This is a genomic window from Proteus genomosp. 4 str. ATCC 51469 (assembly GCF_003144375.1).
Taxonomy (GTDB): domain Bacteria; phylum Pseudomonadota; class Gammaproteobacteria; order Enterobacterales; family Enterobacteriaceae; genus Proteus.
The window spans coordinates 216,376-233,604 of sequence record NZ_PENV01000004.1 but is presented as its reverse complement, the minus strand read 5'-3'; the positions used below and the strand labels follow the sequence as shown (position 1 = coordinate 233,604).

16 protein-coding genes are annotated in these 17,229 nt (G+C 36.7%); 6 read left to right on the top strand and 10 right to left on the bottom strand.

Going from position 1 to position 17,229, the window contains the following annotated elements:
* Nucleotides 1-25: 25 nt before the first annotated feature.
* From DK866_RS06745 to DK866_RS06715, 7 genes are all read right to left on the bottom strand, one after another.
* On the bottom strand, nt 26-814 hold the full coding sequence (locus tag DK866_RS06745; protein ID WP_109408267.1) for an LEM-3-like GIY-YIG domain-containing protein: 789 nt from the start codon (nt 812-814) through the stop codon (nt 26-28).
* Between the two features lie 223 nt (nt 815-1,037).
* Nucleotides 1,038-1,574 carry a fimbrial protein gene (locus DK866_RS06740; RefSeq protein WP_162556986.1) on the bottom strand — a complete coding sequence of 179 codons (537 nt, stop codon included), beginning with the start codon at nt 1,572-1,574 and terminating at the stop codon, nt 1,038-1,040.
* Between the two features lie 9 nt (nt 1,575-1,583).
* Nucleotides 1,584-2,144: a fimbrial protein gene (locus DK866_RS06735; RefSeq protein WP_162556985.1), complete on the bottom strand. Its 561-nt coding sequence runs from the start codon at nt 2,142-2,144 to the stop codon at nt 1,584-1,586.
* A gap of 16 nt (nt 2,145-2,160) precedes the next feature.
* Nucleotides 2,161-3,189 carry a fimbrial protein gene (locus DK866_RS06730; protein ID WP_162556984.1) on the bottom strand — a complete coding sequence of 343 codons (1,029 nt, stop codon included), beginning with the start codon at nt 3,187-3,189 and terminating at the stop codon, nt 2,161-2,163.
* 17 nt (nt 3,190-3,206) lie between these two features.
* Complete coding sequence (locus DK866_RS06725; protein ID WP_109408264.1) at nt 3,207-5,792, bottom strand: fimbria/pilus outer membrane usher protein; 2,586 nt, start codon at nt 5,790-5,792, stop codon at nt 3,207-3,209.
* A 20-nt stretch (nt 5,793-5,812) separates the two neighbouring features.
* Entirely contained in the window at nt 5,813-6,490 is a 678-nt protein-coding gene (locus tag DK866_RS06720; RefSeq protein ID WP_109408263.1) for a fimbrial biogenesis chaperone, read from the bottom strand.
* Between the two features lie 81 nt (nt 6,491-6,571).
* On the bottom strand, nt 6,572-7,117 hold the full coding sequence (locus DK866_RS06715) for a fimbrial protein (protein ID WP_109408262.1): 546 nt from the start codon (nt 7,115-7,117) through the stop codon (nt 6,572-6,574).
* Nucleotides 7,118-7,714: 597 nt separating this feature from the next.
* Here DK866_RS06715 and DK866_RS06710 point away from each other — a divergent pair.
* Together DK866_RS06710 and DK866_RS06705 are read left to right on the top strand one after the other, a co-directional pair.
* Nucleotides 7,715-8,155: a hypothetical protein gene (locus tag DK866_RS06710; RefSeq protein ID WP_109408261.1), complete on the top strand. Its 441-nt coding sequence runs from the start codon at nt 7,715-7,717 to the stop codon at nt 8,153-8,155.
* A 111-nt stretch (nt 8,156-8,266) separates the two neighbouring features.
* Nucleotides 8,267-8,557 (top strand): VF530 family DNA-binding protein, encoded by a 291-nt coding sequence (locus tag DK866_RS06705; protein WP_109408260.1) that lies wholly within the window; start codon nt 8,267-8,269, stop codon nt 8,555-8,557.
* Nucleotides 8,558-8,597: 40 nt separating this feature from the next.
* Here the strand turns inward: DK866_RS06705 and DK866_RS06700 are convergent, their stop codons facing one another.
* The gene (locus DK866_RS06700; RefSeq protein ID WP_109408259.1) at nt 8,598-9,764 is read right to left on the bottom strand and encodes a XylR family transcriptional regulator; all 1,167 of its coding nucleotides are present in this window, start codon (nt 9,762-9,764) and stop codon (nt 8,598-8,600) included.
* 188 nt (nt 9,765-9,952) lie between these two features.
* On the opposite strand from DK866_RS06700, the gene DK866_RS20025 reads away from it, so the two are divergent.
* From DK866_RS20025 to xylB, 4 genes are all read left to right on the top strand, one after another.
* Nucleotides 9,953-11,122 (top strand): MalY/PatB family protein, encoded by a 1,170-nt coding sequence (locus tag DK866_RS20025; protein ID WP_109408258.1) that lies wholly within the window; start codon nt 9,953-9,955, stop codon nt 11,120-11,122.
* Between the two features lie 6 nt (nt 11,123-11,128).
* Nucleotides 11,129-12,604: a Na+/H+ antiporter NhaC gene (gene nhaC / locus DK866_RS20020; protein ID WP_109408257.1), complete on the top strand. Its 1,476-nt coding sequence runs from the start codon at nt 11,129-11,131 to the stop codon at nt 12,602-12,604.
* A gap of 10 nt (nt 12,605-12,614) precedes the next feature.
* Complete coding sequence (gene xylA / locus DK866_RS06685) at nt 12,615-13,931, top strand: xylose isomerase (RefSeq protein ID WP_109408256.1); 1,317 nt, start codon at nt 12,615-12,617, stop codon at nt 13,929-13,931.
* Between the two features lie 72 nt (nt 13,932-14,003).
* Complete coding sequence (xylB, locus tag DK866_RS06680; protein ID WP_109408255.1) at nt 14,004-15,458, top strand: xylulokinase; 1,455 nt, start codon at nt 14,004-14,006, stop codon at nt 15,456-15,458.
* Between the two features lie 284 nt (nt 15,459-15,742).
* On the opposite strand, the gene DK866_RS06675 is transcribed toward xylB, so the two are convergent.
* Nucleotides 15,743-16,006 (bottom strand): DUF3811 domain-containing protein, encoded by a 264-nt coding sequence (locus tag DK866_RS06675; RefSeq protein WP_109408254.1) that lies wholly within the window; start codon nt 16,004-16,006, stop codon nt 15,743-15,745.
* 164 nt (nt 16,007-16,170) lie between these two features.
* Nucleotides 16,171-17,196, bottom strand: a complete 1,026-nt coding sequence (locus DK866_RS06670; RefSeq protein WP_109408253.1) for a threonine aldolase family protein — start codon at nt 17,194-17,196, stop codon at nt 16,171-16,173.
* Between the last annotated feature and the right edge of the window lie 33 nt (nt 17,197-17,229).

The following is a 17,229-nucleotide window of genomic DNA, read 5'->3' as shown; positions in this document are numbered from 1 at the left end:
TTTCTATTTTATTCTTAATCTGAAATTAGTTGTTTTTTCCGACTCTGACAAATGGACTACTATAACTACGGTTATAATTGATTATTTTTCCAACATAGCGATCGCGAATATCCTGAGGTGCTTTTCGACCTATAAATTCCCAACGTTCACTAGGTAGCTTTATTGTACGAGTAAAGTATTCTTGTGTTCCAGCTTTTACCCATCCGTGAATTTCGTATACTTCCTTAACAATATTATTATATGTAGCATAAGCATACTTTACAGATTCATCATTTCTTGGTGGATTATGCCACACACCTCTGGTTGCCTCGAATAATTGAAGATCAGTCATACCAAATTTATAAAGTTTATTTAAAATAAAAACTAAACCACTGTGTTCAGGTGAAACATCAACATCTTCACGTGAATAAATGGATTGTATTTCTTCTATTGTTAACCTACCTTGTCTTTTGTTGGTTTCATTATTGCTACTGCTTTTTCCATTAATTTTATTAGTCAAAAGGTCAATACCAATTAAATCTAAGCAAGTTCGTTCGACCATATATGCACTATCTGAGTTACTAATCCCATGACATAAGATATCGATACCAAGCATATTGTTTTTTTGTAATTCAATGATTTTTTGTGTTTTTTCATCTAATTCATCGCCATTTTCCTTCATTTTTTCGGCTTCAGCAATGTGGGTAAGACAGCGAGAATTTTTCCCTTTCCCTATGTAAAATGGTATACGGCGAGTTCCATTTACCTCACAAAGAGCATACACATAGTAGTCAATTTCATTCAATGTTTTTTTATACTTATTAAATTCTTTCATTTTTATTTCCAGCGCTATAAAAATATAATTTATATAATATATTTCTATTTTTAATGGATGGATTATGTAGTAAAAATAACTGCTATTACTTTAATCATTTAATTTAATAAACATGAGGTAATAATAATTATATTTTTGGAATAATTGCTCATTTTCTCGCGTAAGAAGTAATTAATCATTAAAATTTATTAAATTAACTTAATGACTTAGCTTAATAAACGTTTTATTGGTAAACAATTTCAAGATCTAATGTAGCATTTGCTGTCCCAGGAAAAACGTCTTTTTCCATTTGTTTGTAATAACCCCTAAAATTTAAAGTTACTTCACCTTCACTTTGGGTAGCGCTAATCACGGTATTACGTTTATTTAATTCTAATGTAGACCAATTACTGCCATTTACACTGTATTGTGTTTCAACACCAACTCCTTTGGCATTATCAGATGAAGGATTTAATGCCAAAACAGTATTGTCGCCAGAAAAGGCAGTTCCTCTAGGATTTAAAATAACGGGCAAACCTTCAGGACACTCTAGGGTTATATTCCAGTCTATTTTTTCGCTTGTTGAATGTATCTGTTCGCCAAATCCGTTGTTACTTAAGGAAATATGCCCAAGGTTAACCTCTTTGATTTTTGATGACTCTAATATGCAGGTACTAGCTTGCACCTTTCCTTTAATATCAAATAAGGTGTCATAACTTATTACTTGTGAAGAAAATAATAACGAAGAGACAAAAAGGATTATGGATTGGATTGGTTTCATCATTATTCCTTAATTACTTTGCACAACAAAGGTAATTGAAGCATTGGCTTTGCCCGGTGTTGCCGTATTTTCTAACTGTTTATAACGAGCTCTTAATTTCAATTTATTAATACCATTGGCAACTTCTTTCGAGCTTAATAACACACTTAACTCATTGGCATTTTTAGCTTCCCAGTGGTTGCGCTCTGGAGAATAGGCTTCAATTTGAATAGCCATTCCTGAGGCAGCATTGGCGATATCGTCAAGCTTAAATAAGTTTTTATCTGATGCAGGTGCTCCTTGTAATGAACCTACCACTTGACTACTTTGCATTTTACAATTAAAGACTAATTCAAATTCAACCCAATCAGTTGTACTGCCCGCAGAGAAATTATTGCCATTTCCTGTTAATAACCAAGTACCTAATTCGACATTTAAATTATTTGTTTCAATGCTACAAGCCGCCGCTTTTATCGAACCCGTATAATTGACTTTAACGCTATCGCTAGCAAAGACAGAGAAAGAAAAGAATACTAATGCGGATAAAATGCACTGAATAACACTCTTTTTTAAAATTGATTTATTTTTCACGATAGTTCCTTCTAAATTAGCGATAAACTAACGTTACAGTGACTTTAGCATTGCCATCAGACGCCTTGACATTGTCAGATAATTTTACGTATTTAAAATCAAAATCTTTATTTATCACTTCTTTCTTATTGGTTGTTTTCGCAAAAGAATATTGATAATTACCCGGTGTTTTTCTATCGCCACCGAGTTTTAAAGCTTCAGAGCTTCCTGATTCAAACATCTGCACACCAAAACCGGGGTTATTGCTCTGATTTTCTAAATAGATAATATCTGAGCCAATATTATTTGGGTTGTTATTATCAGCAATCGTGTAATCAACAATCATATTTTCAGGGCATTCAACCGTCATTGATTGTTGTGCATAACCAAAATTATCACCAATACCCAATTTGCGTATTGCCGCCAGCTCATGAGTCCCTAAATCAACGGTTTCACGTTTGGTTTTTACTTCACAACTGCTCTCTTTCCACGTCACAGCAGGTGAACTTCGTACAATTAAACCCACCCCCATAACCAAAGATGTTGTTCCTCGAGTACATTGAAAGTTTAATGATTCTAAATTTATTCTATTAGATGTACTTTTATTTATTTCGCCAGATACCGTCTTTACAAAGGCAATTTTCATTTCTAAATAAAGCTTTACGGTATTATCTTTCGTCTCACGATAGGTTTCAGCAGAAGTAATGGGATACCACTGTGATGTTCCTTGTTGACGATATCCCATGATATAACCGATGCCATCTATGTTGGTTTTAAAAACAGGATAAGATTGTGAATCTTCGCGTATTGCAGAAATACCTGATAAATTTGTTGTGATCTTCGTTACATAGTTATATTTACCCGGTGTAAACGCCTCGCATAAATTTTCATCAGAGCTTGCGCTGAATGTTTGCCAACCATTACCTAAAAGAGAGCCTGATGGTTGTTTTTGAGCTATATCATCAATAATAAAACTATTAATACCGAGGTAAAAAGTACCATCACTTAATGCCTGAGATGAAAACAAGGTTAAAGAAGTAGCAATAATAAATTGTTTAATATTCATAATGAAGATCCTCTTAATTAACGGCAATTGACAGTTAAGGTTGGCAAATGCTGTTTTAATTGCTCTGCCGTTAAATGATAATCTGCAATACATTGATCTTGCGTGTTTTTGCCCCATGACACGGTAAGTTGTCCTTTCTCTGGCATTCCACTGAGATAGACATCCCCATTCTCATCGGCAATACCTGTACTTACCTCTTGTTCATTGGTTTGTTGTGATAATTGAGCTAAAGCACCAAATGGAACAGGTTTACCGTTGTTAATAACAGTAAATAACACGCGATATCCCACATGAGTTTGATAATCAGCAAGCATAGCGGCTCCCTTCGTTGGGATAAGCGTGACGGTATTATTCTTTAATTCAACGTTGTCAGGTAATGAGCTGATATCTAATGTAATTTCATTCTTAGAATATGCGTTTAAATAAGGTACGATGGCATAGCCTCGCCAATCGGTGGAAACGCCTGTGCGATTTTGAATTTGCACATTTTTGGCATCTGGCGCTCTAACAATGGCGAATGAATCATAAATAGGTTGTGACAGCGTCACGCCATAAGGATGAGCAACCACAGCACCTGTTAATCCATAATTAGCTCGTTGTGAATGTTTGTCATAACCATAGCCTACATTAGCGACACCATAACTTGCGCGATAAGAAGCAGATGCATTACCACTAGCATTATTTTCTTTATTGCCATAAGACTGCTGGACTGAATAATTTAGGTTATTGTTCTCAAGCAAACTGCCACTAATACCGGCCATCATGTCAGCATTACCGTTATTATCTGTTGTTACACTGCTGTTTAATGACGTGTAACTTCCCGCCATGCTATCCAGAGGTATAGAAACAGAGAACGCAAATCGATTATCTGACTTACGCTGATTAGGTGTGCTTGAATAGCTATAATTTAAATTATAAGAAATTCCGCCCATATTATTACTATAACCAGAGCTTATGGAGCGCTCTTTTCCTGAACGATCCCAATAATCTTGCTGATAGGTAGAAAAATAAATACTGCCGTAGTCATTTAAAGACTGGCTCAATGTTATTTGAAAGCGATTCTTTTTATTGTCATGATGTAACTCATCGTTGTAATGGTTATTGGCTTCAGTAAAGCTGTAATAACCTTCTGTTGAATAGCGATAATTAGCCAATGTGACAGAGGTTCCCGTTGTCATCATATTTTTAGAATATTGGAAGCGATAAGACTGCCCACTATTATTATTTTTACCTGCTAAGTTTTGAGTATTCGCATGTGTAATATCTGTTGAAAACGCCCCTAAACTGCCTAAGTTAACACCAACACCAGCAACATAAGATTGATGATCTTTTGAGAGCAATACGCCTGTATAACCTGTAACACCTTTAGGTAAACCATAAATGGCCGTACCTTGCACAAATTCTGGCTCTTTGGCGTTGTCAGCATTAGATTTAAATTTTCCCCCTGTGAGTGAATATTTTAATTGCCCCTCACGTTGCATAATGGCAATTGATGAAAATGGCACAACAAAAGAGCGCTCTGTACCATCCGCTTCTTTAATTAGCACCGTTAAGTCACCGCTAGTTCCTGTTGAATAGAGATCATCAATTTCAAAAGCACCTGGCGCGACATAAGCTTGGTAAATTACATAATTATTTTGTTTGATGGTAATTTCTGCATTACTTTGTGCAATACCACGGATCACGGGAGCAAAACCACGCATTGAGCTTGGTAACATTGCCTCATCACTTTGTAATTGAATGCCTCGAAATTGAAAGCTGTCAAATACGTCACTTGGTGTTGAGGTATCACCCATAATTAATTGTGATTTTAGGCTATTAATCCCTCTCTCTAGGCTCGTTTCGATGCTTTTCCACTCTCTACCTGCTGAACTTTCGCTAAAAGTTGAATAGTTTTTTAAGCGCCAAGGGCCTAAATTTGCACTACTGCGAAAGTTTACATAGTGATTATTAGTGTCTTGACCTCCTGTGCGGCTCCAGTTATTTGAACCGCTATAGTAGTAATTTAAAACGAATGCTGGTAACCCATTTTCCCATTTACTACTTGGAATTGTTCCCGGCACTATTTTTTCCATCGCAATTTGGGGGATAGAAAACATTAATTTTTGCTGATTTAATGCTAATTCTGTTTTTGCATCAGCAATATAATCGCTGATATCAGTAATTTCATGTGTTGGTGCTAATGAAGCCAAATCAGAAATAGAATCAACTTTGATACCCCAATCATTTAAATCTTCTTTTTTTAATACAGGCATTAATTGACCTGTTTTTTCATTACTAATAAATGTAATATTTTTTGCATCAACAACAATATTATTAATAATAATATCGACGTGATAATTTCCAGCTAATTGCCCTCCTGGTTTGGAAAATTGCTCAAGGCTTTCTATATCTGCAATGTTCTGCCCATCAATAATACTTAATGAATTTGGACTAAAATAGTCATTTGCAATGGAATAATTCGCTGTTGCTCCAACAATAATAATAGTAGCAATAGCTTGAGATATTCTTTTAAATTGAAATGTAAGTAATCCATTATGCGAAGAGATAATGTATTTATTACAATTTTTTTCTGTTTTTTTGTGATTTGTAATAAGGCGCATAATGAATAATCATCCAATTATTATTTCAATGTTTGTGTTTTATTATCCGTGATTGAACCGTGATCGTTAACTGCATTCCATGTCACTTGGTTGGCTTGAATACCAGAGATATTCCACGAGGCTTCAGCCATTGGAGGTACCATGCCTGGGTTATCTAATTCTTTATTACCTACAACTAATTGACCAAATGAAACATAATAAGGTGTTGGATTTTTAGCTTTTAATTGGTTGCCTTGTTTTTCAAACGTTAAGGTTTCATAAGCTGTCGCCGCCGCTGATTTCGATAAGTTTGCAGGTCTATAAATAAGCTTAATTTTATTATTAACAGAAATAGTCAAATTATTGACAGCATTAGGATCTGTTGGTGGAATAGATTTTATATTTAACCAATAAACAGATTCTTTATTTGTTGATAAACGAGGATCTGTTAATACAATACGCACTGCATTTGCTGATTCTGCTTCAATTCTAAATAAAGGTGGTGTTACTGAAAATGGCGGTTTAGTTGAGTCATTATTATCAAAATTTTCAATCCATGATTGAACTAGATAAGGTATTTTTTCATTATTTCTAACGGAGATTGATGCCTCTTTTTTGTCACCTTCATAAATAACTCGAGTACCACCTAATACTACACTCGCATTAGCATTAATAGTAACTAGGCTTAAAAGTGATAAGGCAATAATTGATTTTTTCATTTATATTTCCTTTGAGAAAAAAGAGGGAACCTACGTTCCCCTTTGACGTAAATACGGGGTAATTAAATATAGAGTAATAAATTATTGAGTATATTTAATTGTCACAGTAACATCCGCATTAGCATTTCCTGGTGATACTTCTTCTGCCGTGGTTACATAACGCGCATAATATGTTTTTTGACCTTGATTACCTTTTAGTGTAATACCTTCTGCTTCAGTATTTGGCGTGAAATAAGTCTCACTGTTAGGATCACCTAAAAGACCGATACCAACACCTTTTGCGTCACTTACTTTATATAAACTAGGGTTTTCATTATCTTCAGTTCCCTCAAATGTCACTCGTGCGGTTCCTAATGTTGCAGGGCAACCACTTAATCCGATGGTAAATGGCATTGCTTCTGTTTTTTCACCGACAGCATTAAAGGTATTTGTTAACCAAGTACCTAATTGGACAGTGCCTTCATTTTGATTTTGGTTATTAGTTTCAACTGTGCAAGTTGAATCAATAAATTGACCTTTAAAATGAATAACACCAGTTGTGTTACCATTAGCAGGTGCTGCATTTGCAATACCAGAAAATGAAGCTGCAATAATAGATGTGATTAAAAGTGTTTTAGAAAAAGTCATAAGTTTTCTCGTTAAATTAAATAATGTTTATTTATTTAGTCGGCAATATTTCGAGGATTTAAATATTAAATATGTGCCGGTATGTTCAACTCGAAAAAATTATATTTACTTTTTCTTATGAGATCTACATTGCAATACCTTTTCAAAAATTTGCTGTAGTTTGAAATATTAAATTTTTAAATATCATTTTTGTACCTTATTTTTAGTGATTTAATCTGGAATTTGACTTGTGAGTAATATTAAAATCTAACATTAAGCGTCTTGTGAGTGCTTGATATAATGTTCGAAATTGTAACGTAAAATTTCAGAGGACATAGAATTTAACGCTTTCTTAGGATTTATCCTTATATTAGATAAATAATATAAATGTTTGATCGCGCGCAGTATAAAATTTAGACTCTACGTATAAATCGCTAGTTCTAATAAAATAAAAGTTAATAACCTGTATTACAGATTAATTTTATTTAAATAAAGTGATGGTACAAAGAAATGATATTATTCATTGTGGCTAAAGAGTTAATGACTCTGTTGTAATCAAGCTTTAAACACTGTGGTTATAATGGAATGTTAAACTTAAAAATGAGAATGGGGAGTATCATGAGAAAACAATATAAGAAGATGGCCACTTATTTTTCGTTTTTATTTATTGTTTCGGCATTGGGTGCGTACTATTGGCTTAAACTGCCCTATTCTTTTTCTTATCAGCGTCAACTTGCTACTAATTTTATTAGTAATATCAATAATGAAGAATATGAACAGGCATTTAATCTGACACAACGAAACATGTACACAGGGAAAACATTAGAAGAGTTTAAAGCTAAAGCGATAAGAGAAATTCCTGCTTCTGGATATCAATTTGCTTATAGTTTTCCAAAACAGACAAATGGAAATCGACTACGTCGCTGGTTTAATGGCACTGAAGTCGAAATGCAGGATATCAATATCGAATTTAAAGGCCCCACTGATCTTAGGATCACGCTAAGGCATACTGGCGATGACAAATGGGAAGTTTTTTATATTACAAGTCATGCTGGATAATAACGCTTCATCTCTATTTTTATTCAGCCCATTTTATTGCCACTTCCTCGGCTTTCTTGTACTCTGCACCGCTTCTTACCTTGAAATTAATAATACGTATTTGAGAAAATCATGACAGGACATATTTCTAAAGATCCACTACATGGCGTCACTCTTGAAATGCAGGTAAATGCACTGGTGGCTAAATATGGTTGGGCTAAATTAGGTCAACTTATCAAGATTAACTGCTTTAGAAGTGATCCTAGCGTGAAATCAAGTTTGAAATTTTTGCGCAGAACTCCTTGGGCACGCGCTGAAGTGGAAGCGCTCTATCTTGATTCTCTTGAAGCTGATATTGATGATGTGATTGAAGTTATCGACCATCCTGATTGTGATCCTTGGGCGAATAGCCGTCGAAAGTAAAATACCTAGAATCGATAAAATAGTATTGAAAATATTACTCTCACTCATCCCTAAATTCTTTCGGTGTCATACCAAATTCTTTTTTAAAGATAGAGTAAAAGTATTGCAATGACGGATAGCCACACATCACGGAAATTTCTTGGATTGCGAGTGTTGTGGTGGCTAATAAATTTTGAGCGCGTTTGAGTTTCTCTTCATAAATAACAGTATGAATTGTCTTGCCAATTTCCTTTTTAAACCGTTGCTCTAAATTAGAACGCGACATATTAACCGCATCTAAAACTTGCTCTGTTTTTATCCCTTTACAGGCATTGTAATAAATATAATGCATAGCTTGAACTACAGTGGGATCGTTAAATGAGTGAAAATCAGTTGAGCGCCGTTCAACAATTTTAACGGGGGGAACTAATATTCTTTGCTGTTTATCTGTTACATGCCCTTCTAGAGTTTGATGTAATAATTTTGCAGCTAAATATCCCATTTGCCTTGAACCTTGCACAACAGAAGATAATGCAATGCGGGATAAATAACGTGTCATATCTTCATCATCAATACCAATAATACTTATTTCTTCAGGTACATTAATATTTAAATTGTCGCAAACTTGCAGTAAATGCCGTGCCCTTGCATCGGTGACAGCAATAATTCCTGTTTGTGGCGGTAACGTTTGTATCCAATCAGATAAACGATTTTGTGCGTGTTGCCAATTTTCTTGGGTAATATCCATGCCGTTATAAACAATACCTGGATATTTTTCACTGGTGACTAATTGACGAAAAGCGTGCTCTCGTTCATTAGACCAATGGGGATGATCTTTTGCGGGTAAACCATAAAAAGCAAAATGCTTAAGCCCTTTCTGTTTTAAATGCAAAAAGGCTTGCTGAACTAATTCATAATTATCAGTGGCGATATAAGGTACTGGCGGGTAATTTTTTTCTTGGTGATAAGAGCCACCTACACCAATTACCGCTAACGATGATTGGCTTAAATGCTTAGCAATAATTGGATCGTCAAAATCTGCAATAATACCGTCACAAACCCAGTGATTAATATTATCCAGTCGCGTACGAAAATCCTCTTCAATAAAAACATCCCAATGGCACTGTGATGCCTGAAGGTATTCTCCAACCCCCTCAACTACTTGACGGTCGTACACTTTATTAGCATTGAATAACAGCACAATACGAAAGTATGTATCTTTTTTCATTTTTGTTTACCTATTCCCCAAGGCTGGCATTAAACCATAGCTTTAGATTTGTAAGAACTTGCTTTCATCGCTATGTGATTACTATCACACAAGCCAAATTTCGTAATAGCAAAGTAAAAAATAGGAATAACCAATGTTAAGAACAACGAGTATTTTGTTTTTAAACACGATTGCCGAGGAGATTTTTCATGTATCAGAATAACTTTAATAAATTAATTTCTAGGCAAAATACCTATAGCGCAAAATGGTGTAATAGTAACGCCAATGTTATTCCATTATCTGTTGCAGATATGGAAATTGCTGCACCTGATTTTATTACAAACAAACTTGCTGAATTTAATCACAAGGGAATTTATGGTTATACCGATCTTAGCCATGATTGGAATAACGTTGCCGCTAATTGGTTTAAAAGCCAATATCAATGGATAGTTGCCCCTGAGAAGATTGTATTTTGTCCTCGTGTTATACAAGCGGTTTCACTTTATATCCAGAATTTCACACAAATAGGCGATAAAGTCACAACGCTGTCTCCAGCTTATCATCCTATTAGTAATGCTGTTTGTGTAAATAACCGTGAGTTATTAGAAAGCCCATTAATTTATCGTGATGGTTATTATGAAATTGATTTTGACGATCTAGAAAATAAGTTTAAACAGTCGGTCTGTTTTATGTTGCTCTCACCACACAATCCAACAGGTACGGTATGGCAACAAACTGACTTAATAAAAATAGCAAAGCTTGCACAAAAATATCACGTTTTTATTATTTCTGATGATGTGCACGCAGATTTTGTTTTTGATGATGCTCTCTATCACCCTATTTCATCCTTAAACACTTATGTAGAACAGCACTCTTTTATTTGTACATCTCCAGCTAAAACTTTCAATTTAGCAGGACTAGAGATAGCGAATATTGTGATTGCTAACCCTGAATATCGTGAAAAATTTAAACAGTGTTTGATTGCCGCTGGTATTCACAATCCAGGATATTTTTCTGTTCCCGCTTTTTTACAAGCTTATACCTTACAAGGCCAACAATGGCTTAGTGAATTAAAAACGTACCTTGCTGATAACCGACGTTGGGTAAAAGAACAATGTGAACGTCACTTTCCTGATTGGGTTGTCACACAAAGTCATGGCACCTACATGCTATGGATTAATTACCAAAAAATGCAGTTAACCGAAGAACAACTAAAACATTGGTTTGTTTCATTAGCCGAAGTGGAAATGAGTTGGGGGCGCGGTTTTGGTGCGGTTGGGGATGGTTTTTTCCGCATTAATATCGCGACACCTCGTTCAATATTAGAAACCGTTTTCACTCGGCTTATTCGTACCTTACCTCACGCCAGTTTGGAATAAATTACAATGAAAACGCAAACGATAAACAGCCCAAGAACGCCTACGCTTCTTGAATCACTTTTTCCTATTCTCACTATGGTGGTGTTATTAGGAGGAGGCTATGCCGCTTTTGATTTACCACCAGAACCATTAATGGTGCTTTCGACCGTTGTGGCTGCACTGTTAGTAAAACGGTTGGGATATCGCTATGACGAAATCTTAACAGCTATCTCACAAAAGATTGCTAAAACTATGCCAGCATTGCTGATTTTAATCAGTGTGGGCTTGTTAATAGGCACATGGATGATTGGTGGCACCATTCCACTGATGATCTATTATGGCTTGAAAATGATCAGCCCAGAAATGCTATATGTTACAGCATTATTGGTCACGTCATTGGTGTCGGTCTGTACAGGAACATCATGGGGTTCTGCTGGAACCATCGGTGTTGCATTTATGGGCGTTGCAGTGGGCATGGAAGCAAACCTTGCAGCTACAGCGGGTGCCGTAGTTGCTGGGGCTTATTTTGGTGACAAGCTTTCACCATTATCAGGTGATACTAACCTTGCCGCAATGGCAGCAAGGATCGACCTTTATCAACATATTTGGCACTTACTTTATACCACACTGCCTTCGCTGATTTTAACGGCGATTGTGATGACGGTTTATGGCATGAATGGCGATTTAGCGGGTCAAGGTGTGCCAGAAAAAGTGACATTAATTACCAATGGTCTTGAGAATGTTTATAACTTCAATCTTATTCTTCTCATTCCAGTATTAGTGATTTTATATGGTTCAGTAACGAAAAAACCCACTATCCCAGTGATGTTAGCTTCTGCCGCAATTGCGATGCTTAACGCTTATCTTATTCAAGGTTTTGGTTTACATGACATCGTAAAAAGTGCGGTTGATGGTTTCAACGTCTCGATGATCCAAGGTAAAGAAGTTCCTGAATTGTTAGGTAATTTGCTAAATCGTGGTGGCATGAACTCCATGATGAGTACTCTGCTTATCTGTTTCTGCGCCCTCTCTTTTGCTGGTACTTTATCGCTAAGTGGCGCATTAGAAGTGATTGTCCATGCATTGTTAAAAATGGTGCACTCAACAGGTTCAATGATCTTAGCCACAATTGCCTGCGGACTAACCATGATTGGCGTGACCTGTAATGGACAAATCTCAATCCTTATTCCTATTGAAATGTTACGTGGTGCCTATATTGAACGAGGCTTACATCCTAAAAATCTGGCGCGTACTGTAGAAGACTCCGCCACTATCTTTGAACCTATTTTACCGTGGACTGCTGCAGGCGCTTATATGGCGGGTACGTTAGGTGTTGCAACCTTAAGTTACTTACCTTGGGCTGTATTGTGCTGGAGTGGCATCTTCTTTGCCATGCTGTGGGGTTTTACGGGCTTTGGCATTGCCAAATTAACACCAGAAGAGCAGGAAGAAATGACTGCTGAGCTCGGATCACATTCAGAATTACAACTTGATACTAAATAAGGACGGTTCCATGTCTTACTTTGATAAAATTGAACAAATTCAATATGAAGGCACAACAAGCGATAACCCATTAGCATTTCGTTACTATAACCCTGATGAGATTATTTTGGGTAAACGAATGGAAGATCACCTAAGATTTGCAGCTTGTTATTGGCATAACTTCTGCTGGAATGGTTCTGATATGTTCGGTATCGGCACTTTTGATAGACCGTGGCAAACACCTGGTGAAGCTTTAGAGCAAGCTAAGCGTAAAGCAGATGTGGCCTTTGAGTTCTTTCATAAGCTCAATGTTCCTTTCTACTGTTTTCATGATGTCGATGTAATTTCTGAAGGGAATAGCATCAATGAATATATTTCTAACATGGCGGCGATCACCGACGTATTAGCGAAAAAACAAGAAGAAACTAACGTTAAGTTATTATGGGGAACTGCAAATTGCTTCACTAATCCTCGTTATGGTGCAGGTGCAGCAACTAACCCTGATCCTGATGTTTTTGCATGGGCTGCGACACAAGTTTGTGAAGCAATGAAAGCGACAAAAGCGCTGGGTGGCGAAAACTATGTATTATGGGGTGGACGCGAAGGCTATGAAACGCTGTTAAATACTGATTTACGCCAAGAAAGAGAGCAAATTGGCCGCTTTATGCAGATGGTGGTTGAGCACAAACACAAAATTGGTTTCCAAGGCACATTATTGATTGAGCCAAAACCTCAAGAGCCAACAAAACATCAGTATGATTATGACACTGCAACCGTTTATGGCTTCTTAAAGCAGTTTGGTCTTGAAAAAGAAGTGAAAGTAAACATTGAAGCAAACCACGCAACATTAGCAGGACATAGCTTCCACCATGAGATTGCAACTGCGATTGCGTTAGGCATTTTAGGCTCAGTTGATGCTAACCGTGGTGATCCACAATTAGGTTGGGATACAGACCAATTCCCAAATAGTGTAGAAGAAAATGCACTAGTCATGTATGAAATTCTTAAATCAGGTGGCTTTACTACAGGTGGATTAAACTTTGATGCTAAAGTTCGTCGCCAAAGCAATGATAAATATGACCTATTCTACGGGCATATTTCAGGAATGGACACAATGGCAATGGCATTACGCATTGCGGCAAGAATGATCCAAGATGGTGGCCTTGATAAATTTACAGCACAGCGCTATTCAGGTTGGAGTGCTGAATTTGGCCAAAATATCTTACAAGGTAAATTAAGCCTTGAAGATGTGGCGAAATATGCACAAAGCAATACATTAGCACCACAGTTACAAAGTGGACGTCAAGAAATGCTAGAAAGTTTAGTGAATCGCTATATTTTTGGTTAATGGCATAAATGTAATAACACAGCGGGTTTTCCGCTGTGTTTATTAATTAGATACAGGTCATGAGGTAATTTCATGTATTTAGGGCTAGATTTAGGTACTTCAAGCGTTAAAGCGATCATCATGAATGAGCAAGGCGATGTTGTTACCAGCCATTCTGTTTCTTTAGCAATATCACGCCCTCACCCTCAATGGTCAGAACAAGATCCACTGCAATGGTGGCAAGCAACGGAAGAAGCTATTCTCCAGCTTGGGCGCAATTATCCGATGGAACAAATAGAGGCAATTGGATTAAGCGGACAAATGCATGGGGCCGTTTTACTTGATGCTCAACAAGTCGTTTTACGCCCTGCGATCTTATGGAACGATGGTCGTAGTTTTAAACAGTGTCAGACGCTTGAGGCTAAATATCCTCAATTTAAAAAAATCACTGGTAACTTAGTTATGCCCGGCTTTACGGCACCAAAATTACAATGGGTTGCTGAAAACGAGCCTGAAAACTTTCAACGTATTGCGCATGTTTTATTACCGAAAGATTTTTTACGTTGGAAGATGAGTGGTAATTTTGCCAGTGATATGTCGGATGCCGCAGGTACGCTTTGGTTGGATATGCAAAAGCGTGACTGGAGTGATGAACTTTTAGGTGCAACAGGATTAACGCGTCGGCAGATGCCAACATTGTTTGAAGGTAATCAAATCACCGGTTATCTATTAGCTGATGTGGCTAAAAAATGGCAAATGAAGCAAGTACCTATTATTGCGGGTGGCGGTGATAATGCTGCGGGGGCAATCGGTGTTGGCGTTTACCAACCCGGTCAGGCGATGCTCTCTTTAGGTACTTCTGGTGTTTATTTTGTTGTTAGCGAAAAATTTCTCCAAAATAGTGACGATGCAGTACACAGTTTTTGTCACGCATTACCCAATACTTGGCACTTAATGTCAGTGATGTTAAGTGCGGCATCATGTCTTGATTGGGTGTGTCAATTGACAGGAATTGAGAGTGTGAGTGCGATGTTTGAAGAGTTTGAACACGCTACTTTTGCTGATTGCCCTCTACTCTTTTTACCTTATCTTTCAGGTGAACGAACTCCTTATAACAACCCTAATGCCAAAGGTGTTTTTTGGGGATTAACTCATGAACATCAACGTGCTGATTTATGCCTAGCTGTTCTTGAGGGTGTAAGTTTTGCATTACGACAAGGGATTGAAGTTGCTGATAATGCTGGGCAATTAGCGGATAACATTACGTTAATTGGTGGTGGTGCAAGAAGCGAATATTGGCGACAACTTCTGGCAGATATTACAGGAAAAACCCTTGATTATCGCCAAGGTGGTGATGTTGGCCCTGCACTTGGTGCAGCAAGACTGGCACAATTAGCAGTAAACCCTACTCATTCATCACAAGTAATTCTTTCTCAACCTAAGCTTGAAAAACGCCATACACCCAATTTAGAAAAACATAAAACATACGAAAAAAAATATCATGCTTTTAAAAAGCTATATTCATTGATTGATACGATGGAAATATAGCAATATTGCGTCAATATCAGGGTAATACTTAAAACCACTCAATAAAGAGTGGTTTTATTTTTCACTTACAGTTGTAAGATAAGATGCACTATGAGATCTCTCTATATTGAAAACATAATAGATAAGAAGGCAAAATGAAAAAATTAGGTTTAGTTATCATCGGAGTATCATTGCTAACGGGTTGTATGACTAAATCGTGTTTTTTTATTTAACAATAGTAATTGAAAATACGACTTTCAAGGTAATTCCTTGCTAGTAATAGGGCTTACTAGCAAGGAAAAAAATTAACGATACCCACTACGATGGTTTTTGGCTGACCAACTATAAGTTTCATCACTAGGGGCTAATTTCTGTTTTTTCTTGAGGGCTTGTGCTTTTTTGGTGGCTTTTTCAACTTCGAGGGAGATTTCGGTAATAATGGAGTCTTTGGTTCTGTTCATTTCAGCATTAGTTAATTCACGTCCGAACTTCTTTTTCTCTTGAGCTATTCGGGTTCTTACTCGCATTCGTTGGGCATCTGTCATTTCTTGGAGTGTCAGTTTCTTCATTCTTTTACCCTACTTATGTTGAGTGAGGAGAGATTAATATAACACTATTAAGATTCCTCTCCATCATTATATTTAAAATTGGAGAAATCAATTTATTATTACATTAAAAATGCATTACGCCTGAATAAGTGCGTAATGCATAAACAATAACTGTAAATAACAAATTAAACTAATTGCAGAAATGCTGTTTTAAATCCATCGATATCTTGCTGTGTTGTTGCCCAAGAAGTACAAAGACGTAAGCAACTCAAATTAGGATCTTCAAGTAATACACGATGAAAAACAAACTGTTGTGTTAATTTTTCCGCAATCGTGTTTGGCAGAATAACAAAAACTTGGTTAGATTCTGGCGGTGCTAAAAATTCAAAACCTTGTGCAGTAAAGAATTCGGTTAATTGTGATGCCATTTCATTAAGGTGTTTGCCTAATTTAAAATAGAGATCATCTTTAAATAAAGCTTCAAATTGCGCACCTAATAACCAACCTTTTGCTTGTAATCCACCCTTTTGTTTTAAGCTAAAACGAAAATCAGATTTTAATGCAGGATGGCAAATCACTAGCGTTTCAGCTGACATTGCACCGATTTTAGTACCACCAATATAAAACGCATCGGTTAAACTGGCGATATCTTCAATAGTCAGATCACTTTGAGCTGACATTAATCCTGCGGCTAAACGCGCACCATCAAGGTACAACCACAAATTATGCTCGTTACAGAAATCACGGAGTGCTTGTAGTTCTGTTTTACGATAAACCGTACCAATTTCGGTGGCATTCGTAATATAAACAAGCTTAGGTTGAACCCAATGTTCATCGTTATGTTCAGCAAGAATAGGTTTTAATAATGCAGGGGTTAATTTACCATCAGCCGAAAATGTGGTGATAACTTTATGCCCTGTTGCTTCAATAGCGCCGGTTTCATGTGTTGCAATATGTCCTGTACTCACAGAAATAACAGCTTGGTGTGGGCGTAAAAAATGAGAAATCGCGGTTAAATTAGTGATGGTACCACCATTAAAAAAGTGAATATCCGCATCAGGCTGTTGAATACGCTGTTTTATTGAGTGAGCAGCTTGATGACAAAGCGTATCCATGCCATATCCATCATAGCGTTGACCCACTGTATCCGTGATTGCCTTCATGACCGCGGGATGTGCAATTTCATTATAATCATTTTGGAAGCGGTACATGTGTTCTCCTGTCAAATGTTGTATTTTTTTATT

What these genes read in the sequence shown, in the direction of transcription:
- DK866_RS06705 (WP_109408260.1), top strand. Translation starts at nt 8,267, where the DNA reads ATGACAGGACATATTTCTAAAGATCCACTACATGGCGTCACTCTTGAA.
- DK866_RS06740 (WP_162556986.1), bottom strand. Translation starts at nt 1,574, where the DNA reads ATGAAACCAATCCAATCCATAATCCTTTTTGTCTCTTCGTTATTATTT.
- DK866_RS06675 (WP_109408254.1), bottom strand. Translation starts at nt 16,006, where the DNA reads ATGAAGAAACTGACACTCCAAGAAATGACAGATGCCCAACGAATGCGA.
- DK866_RS06715 (WP_109408262.1), bottom strand. Translation starts at nt 7,117, where the DNA reads ATGACTTTTTCTAAAACACTTTTAATCACATCTATTATTGCAGCTTCA.
- DK866_RS20025 (WP_109408258.1), top strand. Translation starts at nt 9,953, where the DNA reads ATGTATCAGAATAACTTTAATAAATTAATTTCTAGGCAAAATACCTAT.
- xylB (WP_109408255.1), top strand. Translation starts at nt 14,004, where the DNA reads ATGTATTTAGGGCTAGATTTAGGTACTTCAAGCGTTAAAGCGATCATC.
- xylA (WP_109408256.1), top strand. Translation starts at nt 12,615, where the DNA reads ATGTCTTACTTTGATAAAATTGAACAAATTCAATATGAAGGCACAACA.
- DK866_RS06670 (WP_109408253.1), bottom strand. Translation starts at nt 17,196, where the DNA reads ATGTACCGCTTCCAAAATGATTATAATGAAATTGCACATCCCGCGGTC.
- DK866_RS06725 (WP_109408264.1), bottom strand. Translation starts at nt 5,792, where the DNA reads ATGCGCCTTATTACAAATCACAAAAAAACAGAAAAAAATTGTAATAAA.
- DK866_RS06700 (WP_109408259.1), bottom strand. Translation starts at nt 9,764, where the DNA reads ATGAAAAAAGATACATACTTTCGTATTGTGCTGTTATTCAATGCTAAT.
- DK866_RS06720 (WP_109408263.1), bottom strand. Translation starts at nt 6,490, where the DNA reads ATGAAAAAATCAATTATTGCCTTATCACTTTTAAGCCTAGTTACTATT.
- DK866_RS06745 (WP_109408267.1), bottom strand. Translation starts at nt 814, where the DNA reads ATGAAAGAATTTAATAAGTATAAAAAAACATTGAATGAAATTGACTAC.
- DK866_RS06730 (WP_162556984.1), bottom strand. Translation starts at nt 3,189, where the DNA reads ATGAATATTAAACAATTTATTATTGCTACTTCTTTAACCTTGTTTTCA.
- DK866_RS06710 (WP_109408261.1), top strand. Translation starts at nt 7,715, where the DNA reads ATGAGAAAACAATATAAGAAGATGGCCACTTATTTTTCGTTTTTATTT.
- nhaC (WP_109408257.1), top strand. Translation starts at nt 11,129, where the DNA reads ATGAAAACGCAAACGATAAACAGCCCAAGAACGCCTACGCTTCTTGAA.